Raw genomic sequence first — 14,436 nt, 5'->3', positions numbered from 1 at the left:
TCTCTCTTATCCCTCCCCCAAAGCGGCGCAGCCGCGCAGGTGGGGAGGGTGGATCGACCGCGAAGCGGTCGAGACGGGTGGGGAGCCACACACGGCGTCCTCGCTTGGGGAGAGACCCCACCCCGGCCTATCGGCCGATCCTCCCCACTGCGTCCAGCTTCGCTGGACTTGAGGGAGGGAAACCATCAGCGTCTCCGCTTCAATTACTCCATCACCGCCGGATGCTCATCCGCACCCGGCTTCGCCGCTTGCGCGCGCAAGGTCGCCTTGGACGAGCCGATGATCAGCGCCATCGGGATCGCACAGAGCGTCACCAGCATCACCATCTGATAATCGAGCCCGAAGGCGATGATCGTGGCCTGCAGCGTGACGATGGCGTCCATCATGGCGCGGCCGCTATCGGTGGCGAGGTTGATCGCGCCGGTGACATTGGGCATCTGCAGCGCGTTGTTGAACGGCGTGATGTGCTCGACCAGCACCGCATGAGCCATACGGGTGTTAGACGTCAGTTGCGCGATCACGATGGAGATGCCGATCGAGCTGGCGACATTGCGCAGCAGTGTGAGCATCGAGGTGCCGTCGGTGCGCAGATGATTTGGCAGCGTCAGGAACGCCACCGTGGACAGCGGCACGAAGACGAGACCAAGGCCGAATCCCTGCGCGATGGAGACGACGACGATCTCCGACACGCCGGTCTGATCGGTCCACATCGACGTAAAGAACAGCGACACCGACATCAGCGCCATTCCCACCATGATCAGTGTCCGCGCCTCGACATATTTCATGATGCGCCCGACCAGCATCATCGCCACGAAGGTGCCGGAGCCACGCGTCGCCAGTAACAGACCTGCCGTGAGGATCGGATAGCCGATCACGTTCTGCAGATAGGGCGACGACAGTGCCATGGTCGAATACAGCACCAGCCCCATGACGGCCATGAACACGCAGCCGCCGACAAAATTCTTGTCCTTGAAGATCGCGAACTGGATGAACGGCTTCGAGGTCGTGAAGGAATGCGCGAAGAAATAATAGAAGCCGATGATCGAGACGATCGCCTCGATGACGATTTCGTTGGATTCGAGCCACCCGAGCTGCTCGCCGCGGTCCAGTGCAAGTTGCATCGCACCGATGCCGATGGCCAGCGCGCCGAAACCGAACCAGTCGAATTTCAGTTCTGCATTGGTCTTGGTCTCGTCCATGAAGGCCAGCAGGCCAAACACCGTGACGATGCCGAAGGGCAGATTTACGAAGAATACCCAGTGCCAGGAATAAGTTTCAGTCAGCCAGGCGCCCAATGAAGGCCCCATGATCGGGCCGAGCATCACGCCCATGCCCCAGATCGACATCGCCTTGGCGCGCTCATGCAGCGCGTAGCTGTCGAGCATCACCGCCTGCGACAGCGGCACCAGTGCCGCACCGAACACGCCCTGCAACAGGCGAAAGCCGACCATCTGGCTGATGTCTTGCGCAAGGCCACACAGCACCGAGGCGACCGTGAAACCCGCCGAACAGACGATGAAGATCTTCTTGCGGCCGAACCGGTTGGCGATCCAGCCGACCGGCGCGGTCATGATCGCCGCGGCGACGATATAGGAGGTCAGCACCCAGTTAACCTGATCCTGCGACGCCGACAGCGTGCCCTGCATATAGGGCAACGCAACGTTCGCAATCGTGGTGTCGAGCGCCTGCATGATGGTCGCGGTCATGGCGCAGATCGTCACCATGTTCCTGCGAAAGCCCGGGACCGCACTGGGAGATGGCGCCGACGTGCTCATGGGATCAGTCCTGAGCAGCCTTGGCCGATGACAGGCCGAGCAGGCCCGCCAGCGAGCGATGATGCTTGGTATCGATTGTCGTGTAAGTGCTCATGCCGGCCTTCAGTCGCTTCACGAAGGGATCTGCATAATCGAGATAGATCCGCACCGGCACGCGCTGCACCACCTTGACGAAGTTGCCGGTGGCGTTTTGCGGCGGCAGGATCGCGAATTGCGCGCCGGTGCCAGGGCTCAGCGAACCGACAGTGCCCTTGAAGGCATGGTTCGGGAACGCATCGACATCGATCTCCACGGTCTGGCCGACGGCGATGTAAGTGAAATCAGATTCCTTCAGATTGGCATCGACCCACGGCCTGTTGTCGTCGATCACCGTGAGGATCGGCGTGCCGGCCATCGCGAAGCGGCCGAGCTGGATGTTATCGACCTGCGTCGCGACACCGGAGATCGGCGCCTTCAGCACGGTGTGGTCGAGATTGCGCTGCGCCTGATCGAGCGCCGACTGCGCCTGCGCGTAAGGCGGGAACTGAGCCAACGGCAGGTCGGGATTGCCGAGCAACTGATTCATCGAGGTCGCGAGCTGCTGCCTCAGGAGTTCGAGCTGCGCCTTCGCGGTCACCGCCGCAGTCGCCGCATTGTCGAGATCGAGTTGCGAACCGAAGTTGCTCTTGACCAGAGTCGACTTGCGTTCGACGTCGCGTTGTTTGAAGTCGACGCCCTGCTGCGCCAGATCCTGCATCTGGCCGTAGATCTTCACGTTGCTGACGAGGTTGTCATAGGTGGTCTTTGCCTGCGCCAGCTTGGCCCTGGCATCGTCAAGCGCCAGCCGGAACGGCACCGGATCGATCTCGAACAACACGTCGCCTTCTTTGACATGCTGGCCTTCGCGCACCACGACCTTGTCGACCTTGCCGGAGATATCCGGCGTGATCAGCACCTTCTGCGCACCGACATAGGCATCGTCAGTGCCGACATAGCGACCGCCCGACAGATAGAAGGCGACGCCGCCAACAAGAACGATGGCCGGCAGTACGACCAGCAGCAACGTTCGCCGATAGCGCTTCAGGAAACCTTTCGCGCCCTGACGCTGCGTGGTCGCGGCGCCATCGGATCCGCCCTCGGGCGCATCCTTGTCGGGAAATTTCAGCACGGGCTCAGCCATAGACTTGTTCCTTGGTCTTTGTGGCTGCGGGGCTCAGCGCAGCGCGGATATTGTCTTTGATGGTTTCCAGATGCGCGACCAGCTGGTGCATGTCGGCCTCGCTCACGCCGCCGAACGCGACCTGCATCAGGTTGCCGCGCAGCACCGCCAGCTTTGCCGTCAGCGGGCGCGCGGCCTCGGTGAGATAGAGGCGCTTGATGCGGCGGTCGGTGTCATCATTGCGGCGTTCGATCAGGCCGCTGTCGCAGAGCTTGTCGATCAGCCGCGTCAGGCTGATCGGCGCCATTTCCATGGCGTCGGCGAGATCGGTCTGTTTTTGCCCCTCATTGCGCTCGACCTTGGCGAGCACCGCCCATTGGGCGCGGGTCATGCCGAACTGGCGCGCTTCCTTGTCGGCCAGCAGCCGCAACATGCGCTGGGTCTCGAACAAGGCGGACAGGAAATCGGTGCCGGTGTCAGGCTGGCAGGACATGGAGGGGCTCCGTAAACTTAGCTTATTATAAGCAAGCTTATGAATAATGCATCGGTGGACGATACGACGCAGCCCCGCGACAAGCGCATGGCTAGATCTCCCGGACCTCCCCAGAATGGGCGGCACAGCAAAAAGCCCGGCACGAGGCCGGGCTTGAGGTCGTCAGGAGGGTCGAAAGGGTCAGTATTTGGCCACAACAGCCGGGCTGAAGGCGTAATTGATGCCGGCGCGGAAGACGTGGTCATGGAAGCCGACCGAGGTCTGGTTGGCCGTCCCTCCGAAATAGGTCGCCGAGCCCAGATCGAGATAGAGATATTCGAGCTTGGCCGACCAGTTGGTGCCGAACTTCTTTTCCAGACCGGCGCCCAGGGTCCAGCCGACACGGGTCTGCGATTCCGACAGCAGCGTGCCGGGAATCGTCACGGCGGCGCTGGCCGGTGTCGTGCCAGCAGAGCCCGGCCCGAAGATCTGGCCCGTTACTGTCGTCTGTGTCGAATACTTGACCTCACCGACAACCAGACCGCCGGTGCCGTAGAGCAGCAGATCCGGCGTTGCCAGCAGGCCGACGCGGCCGCGGAAGGTCGCAAACCACGGGAAGCTCCATGAGCTGTTTGCCGAGGTCAGTGCGAGCAGATTGAAGTCACCGCCAGGCAAAGTGGTCCGCAGCGAACTCACCGGAGAGTTCGCACTGCCACGTTCACCGGTCCCCTGGATATCGGCTTCGAGACCGACGACCCATGTGCGATCGAGCTGCCAGTTGTAGCCGATCTGGCCGCCGCCCAGGCCGCCATTGACGTCCTGCTTGACCGGCGACGCAAAGGCGGTGCCTGGCAGGAAAGTGGCGTCGCCCTTGCCCCAGCTGTAGCCGCCGTTGAGGCCGACATAGAATCCGGTCCAGTTGATGCCGGGGTCCACCAGAACCGGCGCCTTGGCGTACATGCGGGGCGACAGATCCGCAGCGCCAGCGGTCGACGAAAACGCCACGATGGCGAGGCCTGCAGCGGCCAATACGGTGCGTTTCACCATCAGTCTCCTCAACAACAGATCAAGGCAGGCCGAAGGCCCTGCTTCGATGATGTGTAGTTGAATGAGACATCAGCGACTTGGAACGGACGCGACGCGGCAGGACTGGGCGAGACTGGCACCGCAATTCGTTCTGCTTGTTGCGTTCAGGCCACATGGCGCATCACGAACTATCAAAAGAGAAACCGCCCAAAGACGCAGCAACGCGATGAATATGAACGCGATCCGTACTGGCACGACCAAGATATAGTTCAATGCTTGCAGGACTGATCCTCGTGACTTCAAGGCCCGGTCCCGAAGCGCCCGATTCCTCGATCGAGGCGACCTCCGAAAATCTGACGCCGCAGCTTCAATTCGGGCGCCTGACATTCAACGTCGAATCCCCTCTTCCGACGGACTCCCCGTTTTCGGCCGATACTGCTTTGCACAGGTTGCCGGGCGCGATTGTTTTTATCGGCACGGGATTTCCGGCGAACGATCGCATGCCGGATGCTGCGACTGCGTCGTCGCCCGACGATGTTGTGCTTGCAGTCGTTCTGAAAGGTCGTGCCCGCGCATCGCAGCATGGCCGCGAAGAAATCATCGAGCAGGACCATGCCGTCTTGATGACAACCAGGGACGCCGGTTGGCATACGTCATCTTGTGAGACACAGCATCTGATCGTTCAGATCGACCGTGCTGCACTGTCGATCAAGGTGCCCAATCTCGGCGCCTGGCTCATGCGACCTGTCCTCCTGGAGGCTCAGACGTTGCGGCTATTGATGGCGCATTGTCAGGAAGCAATCGACCTCGACGGGTCCGCCCCCACCCATCTTCAGCACCATGTCGTGGCCGATCTGTGTAGCCTGATCGCACTTCTGACAATCGGTTGCGAGAACCGCTCCGAGACATCTCCACCTTCCAGCACCCGCATGCTGCGCTTGCAGGCGATCAAGGCAGCCATCGAAGCAGGCCTCGGAAATCACGACCTCTCGGCCGAAACGCTGGCGGCGGCTCAGAAAATCTCGCCGGATTACGTCCGCAAGCTGTTTCGCGAACACGGCCTCAGCCTGTCGGAATATTTGCTCGAACGGCGTTTGGCCTATGCTCATGCACTGCTACTCGACCCATTGCGGGCCGATGAGCGAATCGGGAAGATCGCCGACGAGGCCGGCTTCAACGATTTGTCGTATTTCAACCGGACATTCCGGCGCCGATATGCCACGTCGCCATCGGATCTGCGCCGGGAGCGCAAAAGCTCCACTTGATCGGCCCGGTATCGCCCATTCAACCTTTGCAATCGCCCGACTGTCCCCCCATCTGCAGGGAACGCTCGTCATTTGACGGCGCTGGATTTGGTGTAAGATTCGGGCGCAACGCCAAAAAGACGGGCACGATCACACCCAACGGGTTAAGCTACCTCCATATGGCAGTTCCGAAACCAACTTTCCCGGCCCCTGGCCACGATCACGACCGCTGTACGGCGGACGCGATGCATCATGCCGAGCATGTCTGTGCGGCCCGATCGCAAAAGCTGACGCCGATCCGCCGGCAGGTACTTGAAGCGCTGCTCGCTAGCCATCGGCCGCTTGGGGCCTACGAGATCATCGATGAGCTTGCCAAGACCACTTCGCGTCCGGCACCCATCACCGTGTATCGCGCACTTGATTTCCTGATGGAGAACGGCCTCGTTCACCGCATCGAGAGCCGCAACGCCTTTCTGGCCTGCGCGCACGACCACGGCACGGCCTCGATGGTCGCGTTTCTGATCTGTGACCAGTGCGGGTCGGTCGGCGAAGTGCCGGCCACGAAAGTCGCGCAGAGCCTGAATGATGCCGCACGGACGACTGGCTTCGTCCCAAAACTGTCTGTTGTCGAAATCACCGGAACCTGCGCGCACTGTCAGGCGTGACGATCCCATAACAACACGGCGACAAGCCGGGCCCGAGGCTTCATGTCTGCAGAAGTGATCATCAGTCCACCCGGCGGACGCGCACTCACCGCCGGCGCCATCGCCCTCGTGCTGATGCTGTGCCTGACCTGGGGCTTCAACCAGATCGCCATCAAGCTGGTGCTGCACGATATCCCGCCTTACACGCAGGCGATGCTGCGCTCGGCCGGCGCACTGCTGGTCATCCTGGCCATTGCGCGCATGCGCGGCGTCAAGCTGTTCGAACGCGACGGCACGCTGAAAGCGGGCCTGTTTGCCGGCGTGCTGTTCGGCATCGAATTTGTGCTGATCTTTCACGGCCTGCAATTCACGACGGCCTCACGGGCCGCGGTTTTCCTCTACACGATGCCGTTCTTCGTGGCCTTCGGCTCCTATCAATTCCTGGGCGAACGCCTGCGCCCGGTGCAATGGGCCGGACTCGCGGTGAGTTTTGCCGGTGTCGCCGTGGCGATCGGCGTCCCGCAGCCCGATGTCACTACTGATGTGCTGATCGGGGATCTGATGATCGTCGCCGGTGCGGGGCTATGGGCCGCGACCACGCTGGTGGTCAAAACGACCCCCTTGCTCTACGTCGCGCCTGAAAAGGCATTGGGATACCAGGTCGGGCTATCTGTCCCGATTCTGGGCCTGGCGGCGCTGCTGGCGGGCGAGACCGTGACCCGGGTTCCCGGTCCTCTGGCGCTATCCCTGCTCTCGTTTCAGGCCTTCTGGGTGGTCGGCTTCACGTTTTTGCTCTGGTTCGGGCTGATCAAGACCTATTCCGCCAGCAAATTGTCGGCTTTTACCTTCATCACCCCTTTGTTTGGCGTCGCGGCGGGCTATCTCATCATGGGCGACCATCTGACCCCCGCCTTCGGCCTCGCTGCGCTATTGGTCATCGCCGGGCTGGTTCTGGTTAACCGACCGGTCAGGGCCTAGACCACTAACGCATTGCTGGATGTCATCTAAATCTGATATTCGAGACCCCATGAACAAGATTGAAATTCCGTCTGATATCGCCGGCCCGGCGCCCCGGCACCTCACCACACAGGTCATGGTTGGCAACGTCGCTGTCGGCGGCGGCGCCCCGATCGTCGTGCAGTCGATGACCAACACCGACACGGCCGACATCCAGGGCACCATCGACCAGGTCGCAGCGCTGTCGCGCGCGGGCTCGGAAATGGTCCGCATCACCGTCGACCGCGACGAGGCTGCCGCTGCCGTTCCGCATATCCGCGAAGCGCTCGACAAGCAGGGCATCACCACGCCGCTGGTGGGCGACTTCCACTACATCGGCCACAAGCTGCTCGCCGAATACCCGGCCTGCGCAGCAGCACTCGACAAATACCGCATCAATCCCGGCAATGTCGGCTTCAAGAGCAAGCGTGACAGCCAGTTCGCCGACATCATCGAGATCGCCAACAAGAACAACAAGGCCGTCCGCATCGGCGCGAACTGGGGTTCGCTCGATCAGGAACTGCTCACCAAGCTGATGGACGAGAACGCGCTGTCCGCGAATCCAAAGGACGTCCGCGCGGTGACGCGTGAAGCGATGGTGCAGTCGGCATTACTGTCGGCGGCCCGCGCCGAAGAACTCGGTATGCCGAAGAACAAGATGATCCTCTCCGCCAAGGTCTCGGCGGTGCAGGACCTCATCGCCGTGTATCAGACGCTAGCCTCGCGCTCCGACTATGCGATCCATCTTGGCCTGACCGAAGCTGGCATGGGCTCGAAGGGCATCGTCGCCTCCTCGGCCGCGCTGGGCATTCTGCTGCAGCAGGGCATCGGCGACACCATCCGCATTTCGCTCACCCCCGAGCCCGGCGGCGATCGCACGGTGGAAGTTCAGGTCGCGCAGGAGCTGCTGCAGACCATGGGCTTCCGCACCTTCGTGCCGCTGGTTGCAGCCTGCCCCGGTTGCGGACGCACCACCTCGACCACGTTCCAGGAACTGGCGCGCTCGATCCAGGATTTCATCCGCGACTCGATGCCAGGCTGGAAGACGCAGTATCCGGGCGTCGAAAACCTCAACGTTGCGGTCATGGGCTGCATCGTCAACGGCCCCGGCGAATCCAAGCACGCCAATATCGGCATCTCACTGCCCGGCACCGGCGAAAGCCCCGCCGCGCCAGTGTTCGTCGACGGCGAGAAATTCCGCACCCTGCGCGGCCCAAGCATTGCGGCCGACTTCAAGGCGCTGGTGATCGACTATATCGATCAGCGCTACGGCGCCAACGCCAAGGCACCGGAAGTCGTGACCGCGGCCGAGTAATTCAAGCAGCTGCTCCAAAATCAGCCGGCGACCGGATCATCCGTCGCCGGCTTTTTTCGTGCCGTATGACGGACATGAAGGATCACGACTTCATCCAAGCCTTCGTCAACTGCATAGAAGATCGAAAACGGATAGCGCACGATCGGCAGCATACGGGCCTCGTCTTCGCTCGTAGCCACACCTGTGAACGGGAATTGTTCGAGTTGTGTGCAAACCCGCTCGATACGAGCCACAACGGCACGTGCAGCCGCCTCATTGCGCTCGGATATATAAAGGAAAATCTCTTCGAATTCGATCAGGGCGGTCTTAGACCACCTGACTTTCATCAGCGAAAGCGATTGAAGAGAGCCGCAATTTCTTCTTCGCTAGCCAACTGGCCAGCTCGCATTTCAGCAAGACCGCGGAGCACGGCAGCCCGCTCTTCGTCATTCAATTGGTAGACACCGACGTGCTTTGCCTCGATCTCATTGAACGACGTCAAAAACTCTTCCTGCGCCTCTTCCGGCCAGGTGGCGACTTGTTCAAGGATGAGTTCGATATCCTGACGGGTCATCGATTATGTTTAGCACATTTTTGCTGCCATGGCGATAATTTCAATCTATAGTTTTATTTTAGGATACAGCACGCGAAGAGGCAGTCTTGCGTCTCGCGCAATCGCTTATTCGGATTGGCACCCGGGCCGAACGCTACGGTCGCCGGCGCCTTTTTCTTTCTTGTCTCCTCAGCCTCTTCCAACGCTCAGATGTTTGGCCTGCCCGGCCGCTTCACGCGGCCTGACATCGCGCCATCACAGCAGACGCCGCCGGCGGCGCCCCCTCAGGTGCCGAAGCGGACCGGCAACGCTGCAGCTCACTGGGGACCACTCTTCAAAGCCCAAGTGGAGCGATGCTGGAAAAAGCCCGGTGGTGGCGGCAAGGAGCCGATCGAGGCAATCTTTGTGATCAAGCTGAATCGCGATGGCATGATCGATGAGGCGCGCCCGATATCGATCACCTCGACCACGCCCTATAGCAAGGCGTATCAGATGAGTTGCATGCGTGCGCTCGAGAACTGCCAGCCCTACAGGCTTCCTGATGCCTATTACGACGAGTGGCGCTTCTTCGAGCCGGTCTTCACCGAGCGCATCCGCTGAGCAACGCTACAGCGGAATCCGCCGGAACTCGCGGTTGCTCAGCCCCGCTTCTTCCAGATCCAGATCGCGCTCGATGCGGCGGCGGCTCTCGTCGGTGATCTTGCCGTCGCGCAGTTGCGCGTGGATGAATTTGCGCTCGGCCTTGATGAGTTCGCGCACCAGATCGATGCCAACCGCCGAGACGTCGACGTCGGGATCGAATTCGCCCGGCAACTGGTTCGAGCGGCTTTCATGGCGCGCGCGCAGCAGCTTCACGACCTCGTCGGATAGTTCGCGATCGTCGGTCATGGCATCGAGCCGCGCCAGGGCTGTGGCCAGCGCCTCCCGGCGCGTGGCGAGTTCGGCCTCATGCTCGGCGATATATTCCTCGCGGCCGATTTTGGTCACGCCGAGCCACTTCACCACGATGGGCAGGCACAGGCCGAAGCCAACCAGCGTGATGAGAATGATGTTGAAGGAGACGAACAGGATCAGGTCGCGCGACGGAAAGCCTTCGTTCGAGACCAGCGTGAATGGCAGCGCCAGCGCTGCGGCGAGCGATACGGCACCGCGCACGCCGGTGAAGGCGACGACGAAGGTCCATTGCCAGTTCGGCGCCGGATCGCGCTTGCGCAGGTCAGCGCTCAGCCAACGCGGTACATAAATCGCCGCATAGACCCAGACGAAACGCGCCACGATGATCACGACGGTGACGAGCACCGTGGCCCACATGATCTCGGCAAACGGAAACGCCTTCGATTTCTCGATCAGCGCCCGCATCTGGAAGCCGGTCAAAAGGAACAGTAGACCCTCGACCAGATAGATCACCAAATCCCAGAAGAAGATGCCCTGCAGGCGCGTCGCCGCCGAGATTAGCAGCGGGCCGTTCCAGGAAATGTAGAGACCGCAGGCCACAGTGGCGATGATGCCGGAGCCACCGAAATGTTCGGGAATGAGATAGGCGACATAGGGCGTCAGCAGCGACAGCGTAATCTCGACCTGCGGATCGCGCGCGCGGTGACGCATGCGCAGGCTGATCCAGCCGATGGCGAGGCCGAAGACGAGTTCGCAGGCGAGAATGGCGACGAAAGTGCCCGCCGCCTTCGGCAGCGAGAACGCCCCGGTGGTGATCGCCACCACTGCAAAGCGATACAGGATCAGCGTCGTCGCATCATTGGCGAGACCCTCGCCTTCCAGCACGACCAGAATGCGGCGCGGCAGGCCGATTTTGCGCGCAATCGCCAGCGGCGCCACCACGTCCGGCGGCGCGACGATGGCGCCGAGCAGGAAGCCGACCGACCACGGCAGCCCGATCAGAAAATGCGTCGCGGTGGCGACGAGGCACGCCGTGAAGATCACGCAGCCGACGGCCAGGAGCGTGATGATCCGCAGATTGGCGCGGAATTCGCGCCAGCTCATGGCGACGGAGGCCGAATAGATGAGTGGCGGCAGCACGCCCAGCAGCACCACATCCGGCGGCAATTGGATCGAGGGCATGCCCGGCACGAAGGCCAGTGCAATGCCGGCCAGCAGCAGCAGGATCGCGGGGGCGATGCTGATGCGCTTGGCCAGCCACGCGGTGCATGCGAGGGCGGCGATCAGGACCGGGAAAATCTGAAACTTGGCTTCCACGCGGCGGCATCCTCTACACGCCTAATTTGCCCGGATGGGAAGTGAGGTCAATGTATCCGTCATTGCGAGGAGCGAAGCGACGCGGCAATCCAGAAACCACAAGCTGAGGAAGACTGGATTGCTTCGTCGCAAGAGCTCCTCGCAATGACGGCTGAGAGGTCGAGCCTAGATCGCGCTTGCCGCGATATTGACCATCAGCGCCACCAGCGCGGTGTTGAAGATGAAGGAGACGATGCCATGGGCCGTGGCGGTGCGGCGGATGGATTTCACGGTGATGCCGACGTCGGAGACCTGCGCGGTCATGCCGATGACGAAAGAGAAATACACGAAGTCCCAATAATCGGGCTGTTCCTTCGTGTCGTCATCGCCAGACGGAAATGCCAACCCGCCGGGTTTGGCTCCGCGATAGAATTGATGGGCATAGTGCAGCGAGAAAGTCGTGTGCACGGCGGCCCAGGACGAGGCGATGGTGACGATCGCCAGCGTCAACTCCCAGGCAGTGCGATGGCCCTCGCCAAGTTCGAACACGATGGCCGCGATACTGGCGAAGGCGCCCAAGGCTGCCACCAGCAGGATGATGAAACTGCCATCGTCCTGCAGCGCGGCGTTGCGGCGAATGTGCTTCTGCCCGCCGCTGCGCAGCATCATGCCGTAGACCAGCATGAGATAGAACGCGATGAACACGTCCCAGCCGATCAGCAGGCGCGTCACCAGCCGCAGCGAGGATGGCAGCACGAAGAACGCGACGATGCCGATCAGAAGCGCCAGAAACGTGCGCGGGCGGCCGTAAACGACGCGGAGCGGCGCCGGCATCTTGCGAAAACGGACAAGGAGCTCATCGAGATCCTTGCCCGTCTCCGACATGATCAGGTCTTCCTTAGTTCTTGCGCTCGGCCACGAAGCGGGCGGCAGCGCGGAGCACGTCGCCCTTGGCACCGAAGATCGACAACGATGCGTCGGCGGTGGCGATCAGATCGGCGACACGCTTCTTGGCGCCCTCGACGCCGAGCTGGGTGACGAACGTCGTCTTGTTGAGCGCAGCATCGGCACCGGCGGGCTTGCCGAGCGCCGCGGCGTCGCCTTCGACGTCGAGCAGATCGTCGGCAATCTGGAACGCTTCGCCGAGCGCGCGGCCGTAATCGTCGAGCGCCTTGTATTCCTTCTGCGTGGCCTGGCCGAGCAGCGCGCCGGCGATGACGCCGTAACGCAGCAGCGCACCGGTCTTCATCTGCTGAACACGCGCGACGTCCACCGGCCCCTTGTCGCCGAAGCGGCCCTCACCGGCGAGATCGAGCATCTGGCCACCGACCATGCCGCCCAAACCAGCGCAGCGCGCCAGCGCGCGGGTCAGCAGCAGGCGCACCGTCGCATCGGAATGGATCTCGTCGCGGGTGACGATGTCGAAGGCCAGCGTCAGCAGCGCGTCGCCGGCGAGGATCGCGGTGGCGTCGTCGGTGGCCTTGTGCAGGGTCGGACGGCCGCGGCGCAGGTCGCTGTTGTCCATCGCCGGCAAGTCGTCATGGATCAGCGAATAGCAGTGGATGCATTCGAGGGCGGCGCCAACCAGCAGCGCCTGCTCGCGATGCACGCCGAATACCGCCGCGCTCTCGACCACCAGGAACGGACGCAGCCGCTTGCCGCCGCCGAGCGAGGAGTAACGCATCGCATCCATCAGCCGCTTCGGCCGGGCGATTTCATCGGGCAGCACGCCATCGGCGAGCACTTTGGTCAGTACGGCTTCGGTATCGTCCGCGGTCTGGTCCAGGCGCGAGGCAAAATCTTTGGTGGAAGCACCGGTCGACATTAAGAATAGCTCCAGAACAATTTGGCCGGACAATCCTCTATGGCAAAGGCCACGTCAATTGCGCCTGCGACGTCCCGCCGCGATTGGTCGCGGCAAGCTTAACCGGCTTGAAAAGAGCGGGGAAAGCCCGCTTTATCAGCGGCATAGCTCCGACCGGGAACGCCCCTCTTGCGCCTCATCCGCCGCCTCATCCTGATCGGGATCCTGCTCCTCGCGCTGCCCTATCTGCTGACGCCGCTTTATGCCGTCGGCCGGCCGATTTCGGCGCTGATGGCGTGGCGCTGGATCAGCGGTTCCCCCGTGGAGCGGACCTGGGTTGACCTCAAGGCCATGTCGCCGGCCCTGCCGCGCAGCGTGGTCGCGTCCGAAGACGCCAAATTCTGCAGCCATCGCGGTATCGACTGGGATTCCCTGCAAAATGCCATCGAGGACGCCCAGGACGGCGAAGTCTCCGGCGGCGGTTCCACCATCACCCAGCAGGTGGCGAAAAACCTGTTCCTGTGGTCGGGCCGCAGCGTGATCCGCAAGGGCCTCGAAATCCCGCTGGCCATGTGGGTCGATCTGATGCTGCCCAAGCAGCGAATCCTGGAAATCTACCTGAATATCGCCGAAATGGGCCCATCCGGGCAATTTGGCGCCCAGGCGGGCGCCGAATATGCCTTCAATCGGCCGGCCTCAAACCTGTCGGCCCGCGAAGCCGCGCTTCTGGCGGCGATCCTGCCCAATCCGGTCACCCGCAGCGCCCGGACGCCGGGGCCGGGGGTACGGCGTCTGGCGGGAACCTACATGGCACGGGCGCAGGCCGCGGAGTTGCAGAGGTGCTGGAACTAAGGCTGTCATTCCGGGTTCGCGTGCGGGCTGGCGCCGCCCTCGCCCCGGAATGACGAGTTTGTGGTGCGAAATCCCCGAAAAATCCGCCCGCCCCGCCCTAGCCATCGCGTCGTCATTCCGTTATAAGCCCGGCCTTATCAGCGATTTTGCCCGCGCGTTCTGTGCTGGCCGCCTGTCACCGGGCGCCGATCGAAACCATCTGCCAAGAACCTGCAAGGACTTTTCCTATGGCCGTTCCGAGAAGAAAAACATCGCCGTCGCGGCGTGGCATGCGTCGTTCGGCTGACGCGCTCAAGACCCCGACCTATGTCGAGGACAAGGACTCCGGCGAACTGCGCCGTCCGCACCACCTCGACCTGAAGACCGGCATGTACAAGGGTCGTCAGGTTCTGAAGGTGAAGAAAGAATCCTGACCACTGGATGGAGGGCAGCGCCGCGTCAGGTGGCG

At 62.1% G+C, this 14,436-nt stretch carries 16 protein-coding genes; 7 read left to right on the top strand and 9 right to left on the bottom strand.

Annotation, left to right across the window (positions count from 1 at the left end):
* Positions 1-203: 203 nt before the first annotated feature.
* From AB7828_RS25000 to AB7828_RS24985, 4 genes are all read right to left on the bottom strand, one after another.
* A complete protein-coding gene (locus AB7828_RS25000) occupies positions 204-1,775 on the bottom strand; it encodes a DHA2 family efflux MFS transporter permease subunit (protein ID WP_441231458.1) in 1,572 nt (523 codons plus the stop codon).
* Positions 1,776-1,779: 4 nt separating this feature from the next.
* A complete protein-coding gene (locus AB7828_RS24995; protein WP_175368626.1) occupies positions 1,780-2,934 on the bottom strand; it encodes an HlyD family secretion protein in 1,155 nt (384 codons plus the stop codon).
* The gene (locus AB7828_RS24990) at positions 2,927-3,406 is read right to left on the bottom strand and encodes a MarR family winged helix-turn-helix transcriptional regulator (RefSeq protein WP_093759716.1); all 480 of its coding nucleotides are present in this window, start codon (positions 3,404-3,406) and stop codon (positions 2,927-2,929) included. The genes AB7828_RS24995 and AB7828_RS24990 overlap by 8 nt, the downstream gene beginning before the upstream one ends.
* A gap of 180 nt (positions 3,407-3,586) precedes the next feature.
* Positions 3,587-4,432 (bottom strand): outer membrane protein, encoded by an 846-nt coding sequence (locus AB7828_RS24985; protein WP_089262684.1) that lies wholly within the window; start codon positions 4,430-4,432, stop codon positions 3,587-3,589.
* Positions 4,433-4,683: 251 nt separating this feature from the next.
* On the opposite strand from AB7828_RS24985, the gene AB7828_RS24980 reads away from it, so the two are divergent.
* The 4 genes from AB7828_RS24980 to ispG all read left to right on the top strand — a co-directional run bounded on the left by AB7828_RS24980 (position 4,684) and on the right by ispG (position 8,610).
* The gene (locus tag AB7828_RS24980; RefSeq protein ID WP_441231457.1) at positions 4,684-5,676 is read left to right on the top strand and encodes an AraC family transcriptional regulator; all 993 of its coding nucleotides are present in this window, start codon (positions 4,684-4,686) and stop codon (positions 5,674-5,676) included.
* 158 nt (positions 5,677-5,834) lie between these two features.
* Positions 5,835-6,320 (top strand): Fur family transcriptional regulator, encoded by a 486-nt coding sequence (locus tag AB7828_RS24975; RefSeq protein WP_092139844.1) that lies wholly within the window; start codon positions 5,835-5,837, stop codon positions 6,318-6,320.
* Positions 6,321-6,362: 42 nt separating this feature from the next.
* Entirely contained in the window at positions 6,363-7,277 is a 915-nt protein-coding gene (locus AB7828_RS24970; RefSeq protein WP_439065824.1) for a DMT family transporter, read from the top strand.
* A 49-nt stretch (positions 7,278-7,326) separates the two neighbouring features.
* Positions 7,327-8,610: a flavodoxin-dependent (E)-4-hydroxy-3-methylbut-2-enyl-diphosphate synthase gene (ispG, locus tag AB7828_RS24965; RefSeq protein WP_089262692.1), complete on the top strand. Its 1,284-nt coding sequence runs from the start codon at positions 7,327-7,329 to the stop codon at positions 8,608-8,610.
* Positions 8,611-8,630: 20 nt separating this feature from the next.
* Here ispG and AB7828_RS24960 read toward each other — a convergent pair whose 3' ends face one another.
* Both AB7828_RS24960 and AB7828_RS24955 read right to left on the bottom strand, forming a co-directional pair.
* Positions 8,631-8,936 (bottom strand): type II toxin-antitoxin system RelE/ParE family toxin, encoded by a 306-nt coding sequence (locus AB7828_RS24960; protein WP_120288295.1) that lies wholly within the window; start codon positions 8,934-8,936, stop codon positions 8,631-8,633.
* Positions 8,936-9,163: a hypothetical protein gene (locus tag AB7828_RS24955; protein WP_441231456.1), complete on the bottom strand. Its 228-nt coding sequence runs from the start codon at positions 9,161-9,163 to the stop codon at positions 8,936-8,938. The genes AB7828_RS24960 and AB7828_RS24955 overlap by 1 nt, the downstream gene beginning before the upstream one ends.
* A gap of 189 nt (positions 9,164-9,352) precedes the next feature.
* Between AB7828_RS24955 and AB7828_RS24950 the strand changes: the two genes are divergently transcribed.
* Positions 9,353-9,742, top strand: a complete 390-nt coding sequence (locus tag AB7828_RS24950) for a hypothetical protein (RefSeq protein ID WP_120288293.1) — start codon at positions 9,353-9,355, stop codon at positions 9,740-9,742.
* 6 nt (positions 9,743-9,748) lie between these two features.
* Here the strand turns inward: AB7828_RS24950 and AB7828_RS24945 are convergent, their stop codons facing one another.
* The 3 genes from AB7828_RS24945 to AB7828_RS24935 form a co-directional block, all read right to left on the bottom strand.
* Positions 9,749-11,353: a Na+/H+ antiporter gene (locus tag AB7828_RS24945; protein WP_441231455.1), complete on the bottom strand. Its 1,605-nt coding sequence runs from the start codon at positions 11,351-11,353 to the stop codon at positions 9,749-9,751.
* A 165-nt stretch (positions 11,354-11,518) separates the two neighbouring features.
* Entirely contained in the window at positions 11,519-12,217 is a 699-nt protein-coding gene (locus AB7828_RS24940; RefSeq protein ID WP_441231454.1) for a DUF1345 domain-containing protein, read from the bottom strand.
* A 13-nt stretch (positions 12,218-12,230) separates the two neighbouring features.
* The gene (locus AB7828_RS24935; RefSeq protein ID WP_089262697.1) at positions 12,231-13,157 is read right to left on the bottom strand and encodes a polyprenyl synthetase family protein; all 927 of its coding nucleotides are present in this window, start codon (positions 13,155-13,157) and stop codon (positions 12,231-12,233) included.
* A gap of 168 nt (positions 13,158-13,325) precedes the next feature.
* Here AB7828_RS24935 and mtgA point away from each other — a divergent pair, with 168 nt between their 5' ends.
* Both mtgA and rpmF read left to right on the top strand, forming a co-directional pair.
* Positions 13,326-13,988 (top strand): monofunctional biosynthetic peptidoglycan transglycosylase, encoded by a 663-nt coding sequence (gene mtgA, locus AB7828_RS24930; protein WP_441231453.1) that lies wholly within the window; start codon positions 13,326-13,328, stop codon positions 13,986-13,988.
* A 227-nt stretch (positions 13,989-14,215) separates the two neighbouring features.
* Positions 14,216-14,401, top strand: a complete 186-nt coding sequence (rpmF, locus tag AB7828_RS24925) for a 50S ribosomal protein L32 (RefSeq protein ID WP_068732923.1) — start codon at positions 14,216-14,218, stop codon at positions 14,399-14,401.
* The last annotated feature ends 35 nt before the right edge of the window (positions 14,402-14,436 follow it).

Origin of the sequence: Tardiphaga sp. 215_C5_N2_1 (genome assembly GCF_052076055.1) — a bacterium.
Taxonomy (GTDB): Bacteria; Pseudomonadota; Alphaproteobacteria; order Rhizobiales; family Xanthobacteraceae; genus Tardiphaga; species Tardiphaga robiniae.
Note: the sequence above shows the minus strand (reverse complement) of the source record. Positions and strands in the feature narration are given on the sequence as shown.